Annotated in this window: 18 protein-coding genes, 1 tRNA gene and 1 pseudogene; 15 read left to right on the forward strand and 5 right to left on the reverse strand. The window is 60.1% G+C overall.

Going from position 1 to position 19898, the window contains the following annotated elements:
- Positions 1 to 10: 10 nt before the first annotated feature.
- A complete protein-coding gene (locus JQ641_RS11410; protein ID WP_192733686.1) occupies positions 11 to 178 on the reverse strand; it encodes a hypothetical protein in 168 nt (55 codons plus the stop codon).
- A 398-nt stretch (positions 179 to 576) separates the two neighbouring features.
- On the opposite strand from JQ641_RS11410, the gene gatC reads away from it, so the two are divergent.
- The 6 genes from gatC to JQ641_RS11440 all read left to right on the forward strand — a co-directional run bounded on the left by gatC (position 577) and on the right by JQ641_RS11440 (position 6209).
- Positions 577 to 864 (forward strand): Asp-tRNA(Asn)/Glu-tRNA(Gln) amidotransferase subunit GatC, encoded by a 288-nt coding sequence (gene gatC, locus JQ641_RS11415; RefSeq protein WP_211996048.1) that lies wholly within the window; start codon positions 577 to 579, stop codon positions 862 to 864.
- 29 nt (positions 865 to 893) lie between these two features.
- Positions 894 to 1106, forward strand: a complete 213-nt coding sequence (locus JQ641_RS11420; RefSeq protein ID WP_192733684.1) for a hypothetical protein — start codon at positions 894 to 896, stop codon at positions 1104 to 1106.
- Positions 1103 to 2578, forward strand: coding sequence for an Asp-tRNA(Asn)/Glu-tRNA(Gln) amidotransferase subunit GatA (gene gatA, locus JQ641_RS11425; protein WP_211996049.1), 1476 nt, complete (start codon positions 1103 to 1105; stop codon positions 2576 to 2578). Before JQ641_RS11420 ends, gatA begins: the two co-directional genes overlap by 4 nt.
- A gap of 4 nt (positions 2579 to 2582) precedes the next feature.
- The gene (locus tag JQ641_RS11430) at positions 2583 to 2876 is read left to right on the forward strand and encodes a hypothetical protein (protein ID WP_211996050.1); all 294 of its coding nucleotides are present in this window, start codon (positions 2583 to 2585) and stop codon (positions 2874 to 2876) included.
- On the forward strand, positions 2873 to 4351 hold the full coding sequence (gene gatB, locus JQ641_RS11435) for an Asp-tRNA(Asn)/Glu-tRNA(Gln) amidotransferase subunit GatB (RefSeq protein WP_211996051.1): 1479 nt from the start codon (positions 2873 to 2875) through the stop codon (positions 4349 to 4351). The genes JQ641_RS11430 and gatB overlap by 4 nt, the downstream gene beginning before the upstream one ends.
- A gap of 1594 nt (positions 4352 to 5945) precedes the next feature.
- Positions 5946 to 6209: a hypothetical protein gene (locus tag JQ641_RS11440; RefSeq protein ID WP_192733680.1), complete on the forward strand. Its 264-nt coding sequence runs from the start codon at positions 5946 to 5948 to the stop codon at positions 6207 to 6209.
- 72 nt (positions 6210 to 6281) lie between these two features.
- Here the strand turns inward: JQ641_RS11440 and JQ641_RS11445 are convergent, their stop codons facing one another.
- Both JQ641_RS11445 and JQ641_RS11450 read right to left on the reverse strand, forming a co-directional pair.
- Positions 6282 to 7514: an HlyD family secretion protein gene (locus JQ641_RS11445; protein WP_211996054.1), complete on the reverse strand. Its 1233-nt coding sequence runs from the start codon at positions 7512 to 7514 to the stop codon at positions 6282 to 6284.
- Positions 7507 to 7959, reverse strand: coding sequence for a hypothetical protein (locus JQ641_RS11450; RefSeq protein ID WP_211996057.1), 453 nt, complete (start codon positions 7957 to 7959; stop codon positions 7507 to 7509). Before JQ641_RS11450 ends, JQ641_RS11445 begins: the two co-directional genes overlap by 8 nt.
- Before the next feature lie 905 nt (positions 7960 to 8864).
- Between JQ641_RS11450 and JQ641_RS11455 the strand changes: the two genes are divergently transcribed.
- The 5 genes and pseudogenes from JQ641_RS11455 to JQ641_RS11470 all read left to right on the forward strand — a co-directional run bounded on the left by JQ641_RS11455 (position 8865) and on the right by JQ641_RS11470 (position 13221).
- Positions 8865 to 10208, forward strand: a complete 1344-nt coding sequence (locus JQ641_RS11455; protein WP_211996059.1) for an NAD(P)/FAD-dependent oxidoreductase — start codon at positions 8865 to 8867, stop codon at positions 10206 to 10208.
- Positions 10209 to 10251: 43 nt separating this feature from the next.
- Positions 10252 to 11331, forward strand: a complete 1080-nt coding sequence (locus JQ641_RS11460; RefSeq protein WP_249150342.1) for an AI-2E family transporter — start codon at positions 10252 to 10254, stop codon at positions 11329 to 11331.
- A gap of 87 nt (positions 11332 to 11418) precedes the next feature.
- Positions 11419 to 12000: pseudogene (locus JQ641_RS37825) on the forward strand (patatin-like phospholipase family protein); the annotation flags it as partial.
- Between the two features lie 211 nt (positions 12001 to 12211).
- Positions 12212 to 12589: a DUF3734 domain-containing protein gene (locus JQ641_RS37830; RefSeq protein ID WP_349628535.1), complete on the forward strand. Its 378-nt coding sequence runs from the start codon at positions 12212 to 12214 to the stop codon at positions 12587 to 12589.
- A gap of 323 nt (positions 12590 to 12912) precedes the next feature.
- Positions 12913 to 13221 (forward strand): hypothetical protein, encoded by a 309-nt coding sequence (locus JQ641_RS11470; protein WP_249150344.1) that lies wholly within the window; start codon positions 12913 to 12915, stop codon positions 13219 to 13221.
- A gap of 122 nt (positions 13222 to 13343) precedes the next feature.
- Here the strand turns inward: JQ641_RS11470 and JQ641_RS11475 are convergent, their stop codons facing one another.
- Positions 13344 to 13880, reverse strand: coding sequence for a PRC-barrel domain-containing protein (locus JQ641_RS11475; RefSeq protein WP_211996061.1), 537 nt, complete (start codon positions 13878 to 13880; stop codon positions 13344 to 13346).
- A gap of 398 nt (positions 13881 to 14278) precedes the next feature.
- Here JQ641_RS11475 and JQ641_RS11480 point away from each other — a divergent pair, with 398 nt between their 5' ends.
- Positions 14279 to 14521, forward strand: coding sequence for a hypothetical protein (locus JQ641_RS11480; protein WP_211996063.1), 243 nt, complete (start codon positions 14279 to 14281; stop codon positions 14519 to 14521).
- A gap of 408 nt (positions 14522 to 14929) precedes the next feature.
- Positions 14930 to 15154 carry a hypothetical protein gene (locus JQ641_RS11485; RefSeq protein ID WP_211996065.1) on the forward strand — a complete coding sequence of 75 codons (225 nt, stop codon included), beginning with the start codon at positions 14930 to 14932 and terminating at the stop codon, positions 15152 to 15154.
- Positions 15155 to 15642: 488 nt separating this feature from the next.
- On the opposite strand, the gene JQ641_RS11490 is transcribed toward JQ641_RS11485, so the two are convergent.
- A tRNA-Ser gene (locus tag JQ641_RS11490) sits at positions 15643 to 15736 on the reverse strand.
- A 953-nt stretch (positions 15737 to 16689) separates the two neighbouring features.
- Between JQ641_RS11490 and JQ641_RS11495 the strand changes: the two genes are divergently transcribed.
- Positions 16690 to 18246, forward strand: a complete 1557-nt coding sequence (locus tag JQ641_RS11495) for a porin (RefSeq protein ID WP_211996068.1) — start codon at positions 16690 to 16692, stop codon at positions 18244 to 18246.
- A gap of 240 nt (positions 18247 to 18486) precedes the next feature.
- Positions 18487 to 19239, forward strand: coding sequence for a hypothetical protein (locus JQ641_RS11500; RefSeq protein ID WP_249150345.1), 753 nt, complete (start codon positions 18487 to 18489; stop codon positions 19237 to 19239).
- Positions 19240 to 19898 lie beyond the last annotated feature (659 nt).

Consider the following 19898-nt stretch of genomic DNA (forward strand, 5'->3'; position numbering starts at 1 on the left):
GTCACCAGCGCTAATGCGCCGGCTCGTCGCGTTTGACGACGTCCAGGTGCTCGACGGCGAGCGATCGATAATGCGCGGCCATCTCTTTGTAGTGACGTTGCGAGATGGGATCGGTGGCGCTTTCTGCGCGCCGCTCGAACATCTCGGCTTTTTCCTGAAGTTCTTTCGCTTTGGACATGACGTTGCCTCACGTTCGTCAGGCTAGACACGCCAGATATAGGATCGCGGCGCCAAGCACGCCACCGATCGACCACAGAGCAGGATCCCAACTTTCCGTTACACTGTCGTGTTCCGTTGTCCGCATGGCACGGCCTCCAGGGTGATGGCCGAGTACACGCCGCGACTGTTTCAAAACGACTGCGTCAGCCCGCTAAATGGTTTCGTCGGCAGCTTTTCCCTGTCGAAACCCCGGACTCTCGGCGCGGGTCGCCATGGCGGCGCTTTGACCCCCGCCTTTGAGCCCCGTTTGGCGGTATTTTGGCCCCAAAATGCCGGCAGGGCGGTTCCCGTGGTTGCGGCGCAAAACCGGGCTCTGCTATACGGCGGGTGCGATCCCCCGATTGAGGCCTTATATTAATGTCCGTTGATGCCGCTACCGTTCGCCGCATCGCGCACCTTGCGCGAATTGCGGTCGCCGAGGCCGAAGTTCCCCATCTGCAGGGCGAACTGAACGCCATGCTGGCGTTCGTAGAGCAGCTTTCGGAGGTGAACGTCGACGGCGTCGAGCCAATGACCTCGGTGACCCCGATGGAAATGAAGAAACGTTCTGATGTGGTCAATGACGGCGAGATTACCGACGATGTCGTCAGAAACGCGCCCGACACCGTGAGCCATTTCTTTCTGGTGCCGAAGGTCGTGGAATAACTTCTTCTTTGTTCGAGATCGGAATTCCGATGTGCATGCTCTGCGACGATGAAAAGGCCTATCAGGCCTACATGAACTATCTCGACGCGATGGAGCGCCAGGGAAAGGTCGCCGATCCCGATAAGGCGATGGACGCCGTGCTCGACGCGCTCGAGGCGTCCGAGCTGACGCGGCCCAAGCAAGACGACCCCGCCAACGACAAGACCCTGTCTCCGTTCTTCTGCAGCCCGATCAATAAATGACCGATTTGATTTCGATGACGATCGCCGAGGCCAGGAATGGCCTCGCGAACAAGTCTTTCACCTCGCTTGAACTGACCGACGCGCACCTTGCCGCGATCGAGGCGGCGCGCGCGCTCAACGCCTTCGTGCTGGAAACGCCGGACAAGGCCCGTGCCATGGCGCGCGCGATCGACGCCAAGATCGCCAAAGGCGAGGGCGGTCCGTTGGCCGGCATTCCGCTCGGCATCAAGGACCTGTTCGCGACCAAGGACGTGCGCACCACCGCGTGCTCGAAAATCCTCGGCAATTTCGTGCCGCCCTATGAGTCGACAGTCACTTCGCAGCTCTGGCGCGACGGCGCCGTGATGCTGGGCAAGCTCAACAACGACGAGTTCGCGATGGGCTCCTCGAACGAGACCTCGTGCTTCGGCCCGGTGGTCAATCCGTGGCGGCGCGAAGGCTCCAATACCTCGCTGGTGCCGGGCGGCTCGTCGGGCGGCTCAGCTTCCGCGGTGGCCGCACTGCTTTGCATGGGCGCAACCGCGACCGATACCGGCGGTTCGATCCGCCAGCCGGCGGCGTTCACCGCCACCGTCGGCGTCAAGCCGACCTACGGCCGCTGTTCGCGCTGGGGCATCGTCGCCTTTGCGTCGTCGCTCGATCAGGCAGGGCCGATTGCGCGTAGCACGCGCGACGCCGCGATCCTGATGCGCTCGATGGCGGGGCACGATCCCAAGGACACGACGTCGGTCGATCGTGCGGTGCCGGACTACGAGGCCGCGATCGGAAAATCGGTCAAGGGCATGAAGATCGGCATTCCCAAGGAGTACCGCCTCGACGGCATGCCGGCGGAAGTCGAAAAGCTCTGGACCGAAGGCGCGGCCTGGCTGAAGGCGGCTGGCGCGGAGCTGGTCGAGATATCGCTGCCGCACACCAAATACGCGCTGCCGGCCTATTACATCGTGGCGCCTGCCGAGGCATCGTCTAATCTGGCGCGCTACGACGGCGTGCGCTACGGCCTGCGCGTGCCCGGCCGCTCCATCGGGGAGATGTACGAGAACACCCGTGCCGAAGGTTTTGGCGACGAAGTGCGCCGCCGCGTCATGATCGGCACCTATGTGCTCTCCGCCGGCTATTACGACGCCTATTATTTGCGCGCGCAAAAAGTCCGCACCCTGATCAAGAAGGATTTTGAGGACTGCTTCGCCAAGGGCGTCAACGCGATCCTGACGCCGGCGACGCCGTCGGCGGCGTTCGGCATCGGCGAGAAGGGCGGCGCCGATCCCGTGGAAATGTATCTCAACGACATCTTCACGGTGACCGTGAACATGGCGGGGCTGCCGGGTATCGCGGTTCCTGCCGGCAAGGATGCGCAGGGGCTGCCGCTCGGCCTGCAACTGATCGGACGTCCCTTCGACGAGGAGACGCTGTTCTCGCTCGGCGAAGTGGTCGAGCAGGCGGCCGGACGCTTCACGCCGGCCAGATGGTGGTGAGGCCATGGCAGATTTCAAGGCCAGCCTTTCCAATGACGCGCCGCCGCCGGCGCTGAGCCCGTCACTCACCGCGTTGTGGTGGGCTGCCAAGGGCAATTGGGACGCGGCGCATAAGATCGTTCAGGACGAATCCTCGGCGGAAGCGGCGTGGGTGCACGCCTATTTGCACCGCGTGGAAGGTGATCTCGGCAACGCCGGTTACTGGTATCGCCAGTCCGGCCAACCAGCGGCGATCGATTCGCTTGAGGCAGAGTGGGACCGGATCGTCTTTACACTGCTGTTGGGAGAACGGACATGACGGCGGCGAGCGGCAAGCTGATCAAGGGCCAGACCGGCGATTGGGAAATGGTGATCGGGCTCGAGGTCCATGCCCAGGTCACTTCCCGGTCAAAACTGTTCTCGGGTGCCTCGACCGAGTTCGGCGGCGAGCCGAACACCCATGTCTCGCTGGTGGACGCCGCGATGCCGGGCATGCTGCCCGTGATCAACGAAGAATGCGTGCGGCAGGCGGTGCGGACCGGGCTTGGCCTCAACGCGCAGATCAATTTGCGCTCGGTGTTCGACCGCAAGAACTATTTCTATCCGGATTCGCCGCAGGGCTACCAGATCAGCCAGTACAAGTCGCCGATCGTCGGCGAGGGCGAGGTCGTGGTCGAACTCGACGGCGGCAAGCAGGCCACCATCGGCATCGAGCGGCTGCATCTGGAACAGGATGCCGGCAAATTGCTGCATGACCAGAGCCCGACCATGTCCTATGTCGACCTCAACCGGTGCGGCGTGGCGCTGATGGAGATCGTCTCAAAACCCGACATCCGCGATGCCGAGCAGGCCAAGGCGTACGTGACAAAGCTGCGTTCGATCCTGCGCTATCTCGGCACCTGCGACGGCGACATGGAGAAGGGCTCCTTGCGCGCCGACGTCAATGTCTCCGTGCGCAAGCCCGGCGGGCCGCTCGGCACCCGCTGCGAGATCAAGAACATGAACTCGATCAACTTCATCGGCCAGGCGATCGAGTATGAGGCGCGGCGCCAGATCGAGATCATCGAGGACGGCGGCGCGATCGATCAGGAGACCCGGCTGTACGATCCGGGCAAGGGCGAGACGCGCTCGATGCGCTCCAAGGAAGAGGCGCACGACTACCGGTACTTCCCCGATCCCGACCTGCTGCCGCTCGAGTTCAGCGACGCCTATGTCGCCGGCCTGAAGGCCGATCTGCCGGAATTGCCGGACCAGAAGAAGATCCGCTTCATCGAAGGTTTCGGATTGTCGCCCTACGACGCCGGCGTGCTGGTGGCCGAGCGCGAGAGCGCGGACTTCTATGAAACCGTGCTGGCCGGGCTCAGCGACAAGGCGCGCGACGGCAAGCTTGCCGCCAACTGGGTGATCAACGAGCTGTTCGGACGTCTCAACAAGGAAGGCCGTGATATTACGGCCTCACCGGTGTCGGCGGTGCAACTCGCGGCGATCGTCGAGTTGATCGGCGAGGGCACGATCTCCGGAAAGATCGCAAAGGACCTGTTCGAGATCGTCTGGCAGGAAGGCGGCGACCCCCGCGCGCTCGTCGAGACGCGCGGCATGAAGCAGGTCACGGACTTGAGCGCGATCGAGAAGGTGGTCGATGACATCATCGCCGCCAACCCGGACAAGGTCGCGCAGGCGAAAGCCAAGCCGCAACTCGCCGGCTGGTTCGTCGGCCAGGTGATGAAGTCGTCCGGCGGCAAGGCCAACCCGCAAGCCGTCAACGATCTCTTGAAGGCGAAGCTCGGCATCTGAAGCGTCCCGTAACGGGACGCTTTCGTCGTCGCTGACGTTGCGATCGACGCGCACAAGCGTGCATCGATCTCGCATCGCGGATCAAAATCATCGTCACGACGGACAACCGGCCTTGCGAATCGGTCTCCGCGATTCGTCCAAAAATTCGGTTCTGGCGAGCGCCGATGAGACGTGGAGGCTCTATCCACGAAAATTTTTTTATTGCCAAAATTCGCGACTCAGAGTCCGCGCAAGCGGCTTTTGGGCCGTCTCACCGAGTCGCGATGACGTCGATTGTGCAATGACCATCGCATGCGTGAATCGCCAAAACATCTATAGTGCAAGCGTTTCCTTCAATATTGACAAACGCCGACGTTGGTCGTTGCTGCACTTTTTGCATCGCTGCGCGAGCTTGTTGCGCCGCCGCCGAACGATGCTTCGAGCGCGCCCTCGCATTGCCGCGTCAACACTTCCTTAAGCGGGACGCTGTTTTTTTGAACGTGTTGGTGTATTCGGGATGTAGTGCACATCGATTCCCGAGTGCACGCAGCGAACTAAGCCATCTCACTTACATTAGGAGGGCAACATGGCCAAGAAAGCTAAGAAGGCAAAGAAGGCGAAGAGCGCAGTGAAGAAGACTGCGAAGAAGACCCGCAAGGTCGCCAAGAAGAAGAAGTAAGCTCTCGTCTTTGAGAGAATTGCCGGCGGCTTGATGCCGGCGCGTCACTCGAGCCTTCAGACGGTTTGCTTCTCGGAGCAAACATAACTCCGACGGCTCGGTCGACGAAAGAGGGTGTCGGCGAGACATCAGGTCAAACGGCTGGATCGACTTTCGGAAGAGTTCGCTTTTCCAAAACCGGTCCGGCAGAAGAAACAAGTTTTCTTCGTTCGGTGCGGAATCTTTGCTCCGCAATTTCATCGGACCAAAGCCCGATTGAAATCTGGTCCTGACGTGTTCGCCGACGCCCTCGTTCCCCGGAACGCCTCCTGTTCCCCGGAACGTCTAGCGCTCCGATCGCCGCGCCTTTGGTGCCCGGCACTTCCCAAATCCCCTGGGTTCCTGTCCTGTCCTGACCGCCCACGGCCTGCGCCGGGCGGTCGCAGATCGCGCCCATGCGCCGCCGCGTATCGGTTACGCCGCGCGCGCCCCGCCGATCCGGTGCGGGAACTTTTGCAATACCAGGTCTTCGGTTTTCGCCGATCACGACACGCGCGAGATGCGAGCCGTTGCAATGGTTATCGTTCTGCCAAGCGGCAGGGTAAACCGGTCTTCACGAATCCTCACTTGTTGCTGCGGCACAGGCACTTCTGCGATTCCCCGCCGGCGCCCAGGCGCCTCGCGTTTACACCCCGTTCATCGCGATATTTAAACTGCCCTTCAAATTTGATGGGCCATGATCATCCCAACAAGCCGGCAAACGGCGAGCGCATGATCCGCCAAAGTGTAGGCGGTTTGGCGATCAGATCATGCGCTCTTCTTAAAAAAGGGCGCGCGGTCGGACGCAAAACCGGGTTCCACTTTTGCTGACCGCGCGCTGGAATAACAGGACGTTTTGACAGTGGACGGGGGCCGCGCTCGGGGGAGGGCGGCAACAATAAAAAGGGGAGACTTTCGATGTTTCAGGGACAATTCGATCTGGAGACGGCGACACCGGTGGAAACCGCAATCCCCGACTTGCTGTTCGAGCGTGGCCTGTACTGGGCGAGCGGCCGTTCCGGCGTCGTCAACCTGGTCGCCGCCCATAAATGGTTCAATCTCGCCGCCCTGAAGGGCCGCGCCGACGCGATCTCGATGCGCCGCGAAGTCGCCGAGATGATGTCGGACGTCGAGATCGCCACCGCGCAGCGCGAAGCCCGCGCCTGGATGACCTCGCACTGAGCTTGCGAGCCGTCACGGAGCGGCCGGAGTGCCTGCGTCCGTGTGCCGGCATCGGCAGCATTCGAAAAAGGCTCAGTGCCCGCTCAGCACCAGTGTCTTGACGGGCAGCAGCAGGGCCTGAATCCGCAACAGCAGGGCGTGCACGAGGCCGGTGGCGTCGACGACGTGCAGCGCGAAGCTCTTGAACGCGCTGAGCTTGCCTGACGCGATCCGTTCGTGATTGCTGGTGTAGGCGTTGGCGATACAGCTGCTGCCGGGCGTCACGCCCTCCAGCCCGCCCTGGTAGATCGGCTCCATGAAAACGAGAATGGTCCCCGGACGTGCCGTGCTCTGCGCCTCGATCAGTTGTTCGCCGCCCCTGAACTGGCCAGCCGCGATGTAGTCCTGCACAACGGTCACCACCATCGGAATGATCACCCACGGCTTGGAAATGCAGGTGGCTTCGGCGACCATTCCGACTTTCATGACCTGACCCTCGATCTGCCCAAACCCTGCCATGAGAGCCCTCCGTCCCGCGCCCTCCGGAATCAGAACGCCGGCCGTCCGTATCATTGGATTGACGATATCGCCCGGTCTCAGCCCGAACTGCTCGACCCGCCCGTCGAACCCTGCACGAATAAAGGTCTTGTCCAGGTCGACCTGGGCTTCGGCCAGCGCCGCCTCCGCGCTTGCTTTCTCGGCGGGAAGAAGGGCGGTGACCCGGACCGCGGCCGATTGTTTTGCAGCATTGGCGGCATCAAGCGATCCTTGCCGGCCCGCCTGCAGCACCGTAAGCTTTTCGATGTCGCGCTGCGGGACGATGCCGGGATTGCGTTGCTGGAGATCCCGCTTGGTGTTCAGTTCATCGGTGGCTTGCTGATAATCGCCCTGAGCCTGCAGGATCTGCCCTTCCGCCTTGAGAACGTCGGCCTGCGCCGACAGCATGGCGGCATCGACTTCGGCGATTTTGCGCTTGGCCGTCAGTAGCGCTGCCTCCTGCTTGGCGCTGTCTAGTCTGAAAATCACCTCACCCTGTTTGACGTTCGCGCTGACATCGATGTTAACCTCGGCGACCCGGCCGGCTACTTCGGTCATGATCGGAACTGTCCGAAAATACATCGTCGCCGAAGTGGTCGAGGGATGATAATAGAAGATCATCGTGATCAGCGCGACCGTGAGCATCAAGCAGGTGATGATGCCATATCGCAGCTCGAACCAGACCGAATAAAGCGTGATTTCGTGGCCGATGCGCTTTCCCTGCCGATAGCGGCGATAGAGATAGTCCGGCAGTATCGTCACCAGCGAGCAGAGGATGATCTCAAGCATGAGCCTTTGCCTCACTCTTGGCCTCACTCTTGGCGGCGGGGGCGTGCGTGCTGGCGTGGCCTGCGGTTTCTGGGACCGGCTCGGTCGGATCTGGTTCGGGCGGACCGCCGGCCATCTTCTCGACCGATCCGGCAATCCTGCGCAGCGGCGTGCTGAAGTCCGGCAGGTCGATCATGGCGAGGAACAGGCCAATCACCCAGAACAGGTGGTTGTGCGTAAACAGTGCCAGCAGGCCCAGCACGGCCACGATTTCAAATTGCAGCTTCTGCGTTTTGTGGGCCATCCGCTCCGGCATCGTGTGCAGGTGCAAATAGAGATTGCCGACCCCGACGATGGCGGCAATCAGGATAATGCCGACAACGACCATCAGGACGTCGGTATCTCCCGGTGCGGTGATGAAGCCTGGCAGGTGATGCGGTGCGGCAGGATGAAGGGCTTCACTCACGCAATTCTCCACTTCGAAAAGGAGGCCGAATAGCCAGCAATGCGCGAACGAAGGCATGGACAGCCGCCCGGCTAGGCGCTGCCATCTTTTACGTAAAGCGGGACCTTGGCAAGCGCGCAACGTGTCACTTTGGATGAGCGTTTCAGCTCTTATTTTTCTTCCGCAACGCGAAATTAGTCGGTTAATTCCGATGGTCAGGCCCGAGTGAAGCGATCCGCGGACACGCCGACTACCCAGCTGCGACCTGCGTTGCCGCGCGCACAACAGCGATCTGTATGCGATGGGTGCGACAAAACAACCCGAGGGGCAAATCATTTCTGATTTACGGAATTCGTGTCAAGCGCCGGAAAGACGGGTGCGGTGGACACTGAAAGTCACGATGAAGAACGTGGCAGAAAGCGTACGGCGAAGTCGTGTGGTCTTGGCGACCCCGTTGCTGGCGTCACGAACACGATATTAAGTCGTAAAGCCATTGCGCAGGGAAGGCCGGGTGTTCTCCGCTGGACCTGTATGATCGTGTGCACTTTGTTTTGTGCAACCCGCACACGGGACCGCGGTGCAGCGCGCACCCGGTCTTCCCTGCGCCCTCTGATTGGAGAGGGTAAAAAATGACGCAAAAAGCTCGGGCATCTCATGCCGCGAAAATGTAGAACGTCGCGTCATCAGAGCGGGCGTCATCGCCCATACTGCAGAGCAATGATGACAACAGACTCCCGGGGTGGCAGTGTTGGGGGCAATAGCGGCGTATGCGGCCAGGTCCATGGTAGCTCAATATGGACTGCGCCAAGCCGCCGATGATCCGGCCCATTTGGCATCTGCCGAATAACCCAGATGGGGAGACCGCCTGACGTATCGAGACCTCTTCGCGAAAAAACAGTTTGCCTGTCGCAGCCGGAGACCGCGTCATGATCAACCAGAACTGGTGGTTTACGACCCTGCTGATAAGGCAGTTCAAATACTGTCCTCCGCTCAACAAGGACATCAAGTGCGACGTCTTGATCGTTGGGGGAGGGTTCAGCGGGATGAGTGCCGCGGCGGAATTCCTCCAAAAGGGATTCAAAGTGGTCCTGATCGACAGGAACATTGTCGGCGGAAGCTCTTCAGGCCGCAGCGCCGGATTTTTGACTCCCGACAGCGAACTGGAATTGCATCAGCTGGTCCGCAGGTATGGACCGGACGCGGCGCGCGAAATCTGGGCGATGCCCTGCCGGGGCATCGACCGCATCGTGCAGGCGATCAAGAAAAACAACATCGAATGCGGACTGCTACAGCAGGATTCGCTTTTCCTGGGCATCGGCAAGGGCGGCATGGAGGCCGTTGCGTCTGAGCGGGAGTGCCGCGAGAGCGTCGGATTCACGGATCAACAGGTCTATGACGAGAAAGAATTAAAGGGGGTTCTCGGCGCTGAGGGGTTCACCGCAGGAATCCGCTATACCGGCACCTATGGCGTCAATCCGTTGGCGTGCCTGCAGGGCCTCAAGGATATTCTGATCGATAACGGCATGCAGGTGTTCGAGAGCACCGAAATGCTGCGGCTGGACGACCACACGGCATATACCCACGGCGGCAGCATCACGGCGGACCACATCATCATTGCCGTCGACAAGCTGAAGAGTTCCCTCAGTCCGCTGGCCGGGGAAATCTTTCATGCCCAGACCTTCATGAGTGTCACCGAGCCCCTGACCGACAAGGAACTCAATGTTCTGTTCCCGGGCGGCAAGCAGATGCAATGCTGGGACTCCAAGCTTGTCTATTCCTATTTCAGATTGACGGGCGACAACCGGCTGCTGCTCGGGGGCGGCAGTCCCTTGTCGACTTTTCTCCCGTCCGCCTATAACGGACCCTTCATCATCAAGAAAGTGATCAAGGAGTTTAAGGGACGCTTCCCCCATTTGAGGGATCTATCCTTCATTCAATTCTGGCCGGGCCTCATCGACACCACCCGGGATCTGCTGCCCATCATCGTGAAGCCGCCGGGCCAGCCGCATCTGCAATTCATCCTCGGCATTGTCGGGCTACCCTGGGCGACGTTCGCCGGCAGTTTTGCCGCGCGAAATATTTTGGGCGACGCTGTTGAGGACTACGCCAAGTACTACCCGTATTTCTCAAATCGCCGTCATTTTTCGCTGCCGAGCGGATTGGCGAAGATCGTCGGGAAGCCTGTGCTTTTCTCGCTCGCCAATAGCTGGGCCAAATTCTACCAGGTGGACACCCATCGGAAGCCGGTAGCAATGAAGGATGAATTCTAGCAAGCTGTCACAAGGAATGCAGCATACTCCATGGGATGTCCGTTTGAACGAAGACCACAAAATCGATTTCGAACGGCTCAATTCGACAATCATTGGATTGGCAATTCGACTGGCGTTCTTGGGCGCCATTCTCTTTTTGGCATTATCGATCGTTCGTCCGTTTCTGGAGACCATCGCCTGGAGCGTCGTATTGGCGGTGGCGCTGTATCCGTTTTTCGATTGGATGGCGAATGGCCTCGGTGGGCGCCGGAAATTGGCAGCGGCACTCATCACGATCCTGCTTCTCTTGATCGTATTCGGGCCTGTAACCTGGCTTGGTTTGGATTTGGTCGAAGTTCCGCGCATGATTTACGCGCGCCTTGACTCCGGAGCGATATCCGTTCCTCCACCGGATGAGACCGTCAAAAAATGGCCCTTGATCGGCGAGCCGGTGTTTCAATTCTGGGAGCTGGCATCAACCAATCTGACCGGCGCGCTTGCTAAAATCGCACCTCATCTCAAGCCGATTGGGGGCACCCTGCTTGGTGCAGCCGGGAGCGTGGGAGCCGCCATCCTTCAATTTCTGGCCGCCGTAATCGTAGCCGGATTTCTGCTTTCACCGGGTCCGATGCTGGTGGAAGCCGTTGCCGTTTTTTTGCATCGGCGTGTCTCGCAACGCGGCCGCGAATTCATGCAACTGGCCGGCGCAACCATTCGGAACGTGTCCCAGGGGGTTATCGGTGTTTCGCTGCTGCAGGCGCTGCTCGCGGGCATCGGACTCATGGCGGTAGGGACGCCCGGCGCAAGCCTGATTGCGTTCGGCGTTCTCATTCTGGGGATCATTCAAATTGGCCCAACCGTGATTTTAGTTCCGGTCGTGATCTGGGCGTGGATGACAAAGGAGACAGCTACGGCGCTGATCTTTACGGCCTATATCGTGCCCGTAAATCTGATCGATAATGTCCTCAGGCCGATCATATTCGCCCGTGGTTTGAAGACGCCGATGCTGGTGATCATTGTCGGCGTCATTGGAGGGACTCTGTCGAATGGCATCATCGGTCTTTTCGTTGGTCCGATCGTGCTGGCCGTCGTCTGGGATTTGCTGGTTGCTTTTGTTCGAGACGGCGATGCCAAGTCAGCCTAGCTCATTTGTCCATCAAGGTACCCGAAGGCAGGCGGGCACCGGTCGCGCAGGGAACACAGACTTGCCACTGCAGGGGGAGGTCCGATCATGGGTACCGAGCCGAGTCCGGAAGCCAAACAATTTCGGGTCGAACGTTCGCGCTTTGAGCAAACCGTTCTGTTGCTGCAGGGCGGAGGTGCACTCGGTTCGTATCAGGCCGGCGTCTACCAGGCGCTCGCTGAGGCCAATTTACATCCGGACTGGGTTGCCGGCATTTCGATTGGTGCGGTGAATGCGGCGTTGATTGCCGGGAATCCGGCAGAGAAGCGCGTCGAAGGACTGCGGGAGTTCTGGGAGGCCGTGAGCACGCCGCCGCTGGGCGTGCCTTATCTCAAATCGGTCCACATCAAAGACGATTTCACCCATCGCCTGGTCAATCAAACCCGGGCGCTCGGCATCATGATGTTCGGCGCGCCACACTTCTTCACGCCCCGTCCGCTCTCGCCGGTGTTCTGGCCGTCGCCAGATGCCGACCAACTCAGTTTCTATGACGTCGCTCCGCTGAAGGCGACGCTCGAGCGCCTAGTGGATTTTGACCGGCTCCACGCCGGCGCCATGCGCTTCAGCGTCGGCGCGGTGAACGTCAAGACCGCGAATTTCGCCTATTTCGACACCACGACCCATCGTATCGGTCCCGCGCACATCATCGGCAGCGGTTCGCTGCCGCCCGGCTTCCCGGCTACCGAGATCGCGGCGAGTACTATTGAGATGGTGGGCTCGTTTCCAACACGCCGCTGCAGTGGGTTCTCGACAGTCGGCCGCGGGGCTGGACACGCTGGCCTTCCAGATCGATCTGTGGAGCGCGCACGGCAAGTTGCCGCGCAATCTCGGCCAAGCCGACGTGCGGCAGAAGGAAATCCAGTTCTCCAGCCGCACGCGTGCGGCGACCGATCAGTACAAGCGGGCGCAGAAGCTCCGCATCGCCTTCCCAGTCTGCTCCCGCCGAACTGCTGGATCGTCCGAGGTGAAAATGCTTGCAGCGGAGGCTGACGAAAAGGTCTGCAATATCGTGCAACTGATCTACAACACCCAAAACTACGAGGGCATTGTGAACCCTTCCTTCTTGGGTTCTAACGCGCCGTCGATCGCCGCTTTGCGTCCCGATTGGCGACTCCCTGCACGCTCCCAGCATCATGGGCCGGATCTATCAGGGCTTAACGTCAGCTACAAGGTTGCGCAGGATCTGGCCTGTCCGAAGTGCGCAGGTCCTCGGGGATGAGTGATGAGTAGGGGCTGGTAGGTTCAATGTGAGCACCGAGCGGTGCTCGTCGACGACTGCAAGCCTTCGTATCGCTGGAATTGCGAATCCGGTCCAGGCAAACAAATCCGAGCCGGCCGGGGACGCCAGGAAAGTCGGCTCCGCCTCATCACCGATACGGAACAGAAACGGCCCCAGACTCGGGATTAGGACGCTGAGGCCGTTTCCATATGTCCGGTATCCTCCAGACGGACGTTCAACGCCGCTCATTGCCACTTGTTCCCGCTGGAACTTAACAGGGTTGTCGCGGTTGTGTGCAGGACAGGGCAACAGCGTGGGCGCGGATGATGAAATGGATGCTCGTGGTCCTGGTCGGCGGCATCACCCCCGTGAATACAAACCTGGTGTTTGAAAAGTTCTCCGAGTGTCTCGCCGCGGAAGAACAGATGCGCAAGCACTATGCTGATGCATTCGAGGCCTGGGACCGCGGAGCTGCCGTCACCTTCGAGCGTCGACGCGAGTACGCCAGAGCACGCGATTTGCAAGCCAAGCGGCTGCTGAGCAACGTGGGCACGTGTGTGCCCCACGGAACAGGCGATTCCCAGCCGGCGCCGCCACCAACGTCGGCGCCTCCGGCCAGCCCCCGAAGTTAGCGTTTGTCGTCATCCGGATAGGATCCGGAGAAAATGACGTTGCGCGCAGCGGCGGAAGTCCCCCGGCTGTGATCATCGTCAAGAGAAAGAGGGGGCCCAGGATGGGGCCCCCAATATCGAGCTTAGTTGTAATCCGAATATTTGAACTGCGGCATCGCCTTGAGCTGCTCCTTGGTGCCGCTCATCACGGCATGATCGGGTACCCAATCATTGGCGCCGGCCGTGCGCGCGGGGGCGGGAGCCGTGGCCGCGCCGGTAGTGCTATCACGCGTCGTCGCCGGTGCGGTTGTCGTCGCCGGAGCAGTTGAAGCGGTCCGGGCGGGCTCTTCCAGGAACTTCAACTTGTCCATGGAAACGGCGATGTCGTGCTCGCCCATTCCCAGGAAGCCGCCGACGCCGATAACGACAGCGGCGACCTTGCCGGTTTTGTCCAGGATGATTTCGTTGACATCACCCAGCTTCTCATTGGCTTCATTGTAGACGTCGAGGCCCATGAGCTTCGACGCGCGCCAGTTTCCCTTGAGCATCATCTTGTTGGAAGCTGCCGGGCTGGTGGTCGCGGCCGGGGCAGCGCGATCAGCGGGCTGGGCGGTCTGGGCATAGGCCGGAGCGCTAACTACGGCAACGCTCAAGAGAGCGGCAGTGACGAGAGTCTTCATTACATCCTCCAGTGTTTAAACAGTGCTTGGAGAACAGAACAGAAGATCAAATGTTCCAGAGGAAGCCGACAGCCGCTGTACACGACGTGGCGGGACGGTCACGGCACAGCCGCTTGCGCACTAGACCGGGAACAGGTGGCAATAGGGAAACTTGGTCCCTTTGGTAGGCAGTTTTTTTCCTTGCTCGGCATCTTTGATTTGCGGTGGTTCATTCAACATCAGTGGCCGCGGAACGATTGGTACTCGCACTCGCTTGCGTTCGTTATCAACCGATGGAATGGCAGCATAAGCGTGCAGCTTTAGTCTGATCCGAACGCCAGGAACTTATCCTCACTTCCTCGCTTTTCCCTGCACGGTATCGTTCAGGCCTCTGACCTGCAGGCCGCAGGACGTCGACGATGGAGAGCACTTTAGTCAGGCGCGACCAGTTCAATGTCACTCCGCAAGGCATCGTCCATAAGCCGACCGACGCAGCCTTCACGCCATACCCGGGCGATCCCTTTTCGGGAATCGAACGATCAGGTCAACTCGCAAACAAGCATCCGAGTGGAAGCGGCTTCAGGGCTGAGGACGTAAGGCGGATGATGCGCGAGCTTTGGGCTGAATACGTCACGAGCAATCCGCAACTGTTTAACCTGTGAGGCGTCCGCGGGCCGGACGGGATCGAGGTCGTCAAGGCGGGGCTCACGGCATCGCGCGTCGCTGCCGCAGCGAGGTCCCAAAAAGAACGGCCTCAACGCACGGGGGGAAGCGCGCTGAAGCCGTTTAGGGGTCCTATGTCCGTGTCCATCAGACGCGGGATAACTTCAGGCATTGCCACTTGTTCCCGGAGACGGTCGGAAAAATCTGCAGCATCCTGGTGAGCCGAAGCAGCATTTTCAGCCGCTTGAGCCATTCCTGTAAAGTTTCGCGCCCGGCACAAAATATAAAACTGGCGATCCCCCGTACCGAGGCGCACGATCAACGTTCACAGCCCGTCTTGCGGCTTTCATTTGTGACGAGGACGCCTGGTAGCGCTCCCGCCTTCCTCCGATGGAAAGGAGTGCGTCATGAAAACAGGGCGTCGTTTCAAACTCTCAAAATCACCAACAGAGCGCCTTCTCGAAGAAGCGCAAAATCTGCGCGACGAGGCGAAGCTCCTGCCTCATGGACCGCTCCGCGACGCGGCCCTGAGAAAGGCGCGGCAGACCGAAGCGGCGGCCCATATGGACGCCTGGCTCAACTCGCCCGGCCTGCAGCCGCCGAAGAAGGACGATATCCCGGGACCGAACTGATTTTGGAAACAGCCTGACTGGCGAAGTCGCCCAGGACGATCGCTTGCGTGCGGCGTGCATGTTCCAGCTGGTCGGCAAAGCGACGGACAGCATCGTTTCAGGCCTGCTGCCGATCCGAATTGCTAGGCCGCCTTGTTTGGCAGCGACTTCGAAGTGCCGGTTCCGATTGTTCGCCCACCATGCAATCAACTTGTTCTTCGCAACGCGTTGCTAACCCTGACTTGAGCCCGCCGGAGATCTCACCCGGCGGGTTTTTCATTGGCGGTTTCCGACGAGGTGCTCGAGCCGCTGCGCGAACAGACATCCGGGTAGATAGAGGGCGGATTCGTCGTTCGCGCTCATCGGGGCGATGATATCTGTTCAATCAGTGCCGGTCTAAGACTGAGATGGGGGCGCTGAAGCAGCTTGAGGGCAGGGGACTGTGCACCAGCCCGCCGTCGCTGCTTCGCAGATGTGGCCTGCCACCCGAAGCCCGTCAGGGCGAAGGGTGGCGGAGCCGGAGGGATTCGAACCCTCGATAGGGCTTTACAACCCTATAACGGTTTAGCAAACCGCCGCCTTCAGCCACTCGGCCACAGCTCCGTAGGGGCGGATATGCCCGACGCGGGGGCGGGCCGCAAGCGGCAGATTCAGGTTACGCCGGTGCCATTTAGCGACGCTGCCGCGTCCCGGCACGGCTGGTACGCCAATTCGCATCTTGCGGCGCCGGTTTGAGAGCCTTCCTTGCGGCTTCGGAATCCCCCGGGCGGCCAGGTGGTCAGGCGGCCTCCATATAATAAAGCCGGCTTTGGGATCATTTCCCGCGTGTGCCGGCTTTGACGTCTTCAAGGTGCGGGATTCGCTCGTTCAGGCGACGCGCTGTCGTCGATTCGGCGCCAACTACTGCGGATTCGGATGAGACGGGTTGCCCACAAAGGCAAAGGCGCGTTTCGGGCGCCAGTAATAGCGACTCTTGCAATCCTGGGGCGGTTCCGCAGAGCCGTTCGGGCCCTGAGCCTTTATATGCGGCGATTGATATATGGCGGCGAACGGGCATTGCGGCGGTCGTTTCGCCGATCCCCATTTCACCATGAGTGTGACGGTCTGACGGGGATTCGGTGATTTTGGGCACTCGATTCGACGCCGCAACACGTCCGAAGAGGGAAAACCGCCCGTCGGCCGGTCGTCAGCGACAATGCGGGAGGCAAATGGAACTTTCAAAAAATGTCTATTTGAAACAATTAGTTATGGAGAAATCCCGATCACGTCCGCGTGTTATTTGTGCAACACCCTTTGGAAAAGGCGCTGAGTCATGCGTCGGGAAGCGGTTCCTTTGTTGCGTGTGCAGAAGTCCTCGGTAATTGTGATCTCGCGACGGAGGGGGGCATCCCGAGGTCGTCCCGTTAGGTGGTTCGCTTAAGTCCCTCGCGTTAAGCGGGAGTGGTCCGAAGGCGCGAAGCGACTAAGCGGGTTTCATGGGATTAAGGGAACCAACCTTAGGGTGTTTGCACCCGGCGGATCCGGAACCTTCCCTACAGAGCAACTTGGAGGTTATCATGAAGATGGTTAAGAGCCTTATTCTCGGCTCAGCGGCGGGTCTGGTCGCCATGAGTGGAGCTCAGGCTGCCGATCTTCCCGTCAAGGCCAAAGCGGTCGAGTACGTGAGGATCTGCTCCCTGTACGGTGCTGGTTTCTACTACATCCCCGGCACGGACACCTGCATCAAGCTGGGTGGTTATCTGCGCGTTGAAACCGTGCTTAACAGCAACTCGGTGTTCGGCGGTGCCTACCAGACCCAGGCCGGCGCTCGTAATCGCCTGTCGAACTATTACACCGCTCGGTCCCGTCAGGATCTGAACATCGATACGCGCACCGCGACCGAATACGGCGTCGTCCGTACCTACTTCGATGCGACGTTCTCTTGGACCTCGGGTTCGTACGGCGGCAACGGCCTCGGCGGCACGGTCTACTCTGCGAATGCCCAGGCCGGCGGCTTCGGTGGCGTTGGCAACCCGTCTGACGGCGGTCTCTCGGGCGGTTCGCTCGGCGTCTACCATGCGTTCATCCAGTTCGCTGGGTTCACGATGGGTAAGACGATCTCCCAGTTCGACGCTCCGTGGGTCAACTACCCGGGCAACAACTTCGACGGTCTCGTCGGCGGCAGCGGCATGGTCACCGGTGTGAACCAGTTCACCTATACCGCTCAGTTCGGCAACGGCATCTCCGGTACGGTGTCACTTCAGGATCCGACTGCCTATTCTCAGGGCAACCTGATTAACACGTCTGCTGGCCTCGTCGCTCCCGCGACCTTCTTCGGTGGCACCTATGGCGCCAGCGATATCGGCGGCACAAGGGCTCCTGACATCATCGGCGTGGTCAAGGCCGACCAGGCTTGGGGTATGCTCCAATTGTCGGGTGTGGCTCATAACCTTCATGCTGCCTATTATGGTGGTAGTGAAGTCACCGGTCATCCCAGCGACACGTGGGGTTGGGCTGTTCAGGGTTCGTTGCAGATCAAGAACATCCCGACAGGCGCTGGTGACACGATCAACATCCAGGCGGTCTATACCGACGGTGCAAGCCGTTATAACTTCCAGAACCTTGCTCCGCAGGGCTTTGCGATGTACGGCGGCACCGGCGTGCCGGGCGCGTACCAGAGCGTTGGCCTCGCTGCGGTAGCAGACGGGATCTTCGGATTGGGAACCGGCATTTCCAAGGTTCAGACCTGGGGTATGCGCGGTGCCTGGAACCACAACTGGGATCCCTACTGGAGCTCGTCGCTCTACGGTGCTTACGCCCAGCTTAAGTATGGCAACGGCGGATCTGCTCTCATCTGCGGCCCCGGCGGCACTCTCACCGGCCTCGTAGCCGCTGCGGGTATCACCAACTGTAACCCAGACTTCAACGTCGCCCAGATCGGTGTCATCACCCGCTGGACGCCTGTGAAGGGTCTGACCTTCTCGGCGGATGTCATCTACAGCCACCTCGACCAGAAATTTGCGGGCGTGGTTGCTGTGCCAGCCCAGGCTGGTATCGCGAAGCCGGCAGCTGTATACGAGCTGAAGGACCAGAACACGGTCAGCATGCTTATCCGCGCTCAGCGCAACTGGTAATCCAGTTCTTCTGATCAAGCACTAACAGAGCCCCCGGCAGGAAATTGCCGGGGGTTTTGGTTTGGGCTGAGTTCACTGACCTCGTTCTTTACAGGTGTCACCTGCTCTCGGTCGCCGGAACGACGATCACTCGGCAGAGAAAGGCCGAATGTGAGCTCCAGAGGCAAACCTTTGTGGGGCCCGATTACTGGCCGACATGCTTCCAAGGGTTGGCCTGACTCTGTTGCCGGCGTTATAGTGATGTGGCGTAACAAAGCCGCCAACATCGATATTGAGATGAACAATCACGATAATAGTACGCTCCACCTCAAATTCCGCTGTCCTCCAGAGCTTGAGGGCTCTCTGCCTTCGCCTGTGCCGGCGACCCAAGGCGTTCCTGACTGGCTCAAAACGATGCCGGCCAAGGCTTTCAGCACGATCAACATGGGCGAGGAGGAGACCGTAAAGCGATGCCCACCGTTCATCGATGCAATGACGCACGGTTTTTTGATACCGTTGCTCTGCGACTTGAGGGTCGCGAACGGCCAAATCACCTGGGACAACGAAATCCCACCGGGTGGTGCACTCGATTTTCCCCGTTCGCCGATCGGATTTCACGATGAGGGGCAGGTTACCGGTACGCCACTTTTTGAAGCTGACCGCCTCGTTATCAAATTCCACAACCTGTGGACCATCGAAGCTCCCGAAGGCTACGGTGTATTCTTCACGCATCCCGTTAATCGCTTTGATCTGCCTTTCACCACTCTAAGCGGTCTGGTCGATTGCGACCGCTATCACGATACCTGGGTGCACTTTCCGGCGCATTGGCATAACCGCGACTTCGAGGGTCTCATCCCAAAAGGAACGCCCATCGCGCAGTGCATTCCCGTCAAACGAGAAAACTGGATGGCGCAAATTTCGTCCTTCACGGAAGAAGAGACGCGGCGGGTTGGCGCATTGCAAAAGCAGATAAAAAGACAGCCTGGACTGTACAGGCGGAATTTCAGGGCGTAGCTACTCAGGTCGGTTTTGGCGGAGAATTTTGCCACCGCAATCGGCCGGAAAGAGAAGCGGCATGTGAGGAAGCGGAAAGCGCGTATGCAGCGCGGCCGAGCATCAGAGGCCGTCCGCGTAACGCACGGCGGTCCCGCCACCAGCACGCTCCACCATATCCGGTGGGCACGCGGCCAGGTTGGCGCGGTCAACGGATCCTAGGGCGCTGGCCGAGTGCGTGGCGGAAGGCATCGGCAGCTGCCGAGTGGTCGCCGTCAAGGAGCAGTGCCCGTCCGAGTTCTGGCAGATGTCCGCGCGTGCCGGCGCTGCATCGCGAGCAACAATCAGAATCTCGCCAGCCGCTGCGCAGTTCATCCGGACCAACAGTCCCTTGTAGGGTCCGAGGTCGCCGGATTTCAGTCGGTCCGGTCGTCGGGTGCGTGCCATCCAAGCAATATGAACTCACGCCACGGCACTTTCCTATTCGTGAGATGTGATAGTGATCAAAATGCCCATCTCGTCCCCCAAGGCAGGCCTCCCGGCCGCGTTGGGAGCGGACTTCGCCGCCCGGCCTCGCCTGAGACGGTCGCGTCCTATCTGGCGGCTGAAGCCTCAATCGCGAAACCATAAACCATAGGGCGGCAATTGTGAGAGGCTGCGGACTGGAATTCGACGTGGAA

The organism is Bradyrhizobium sp. JYMT SZCCT0180, from assembly GCF_018130165.1.
GTDB lineage: Bacteria > Pseudomonadota > Alphaproteobacteria > Rhizobiales > Xanthobacteraceae > Bradyrhizobium.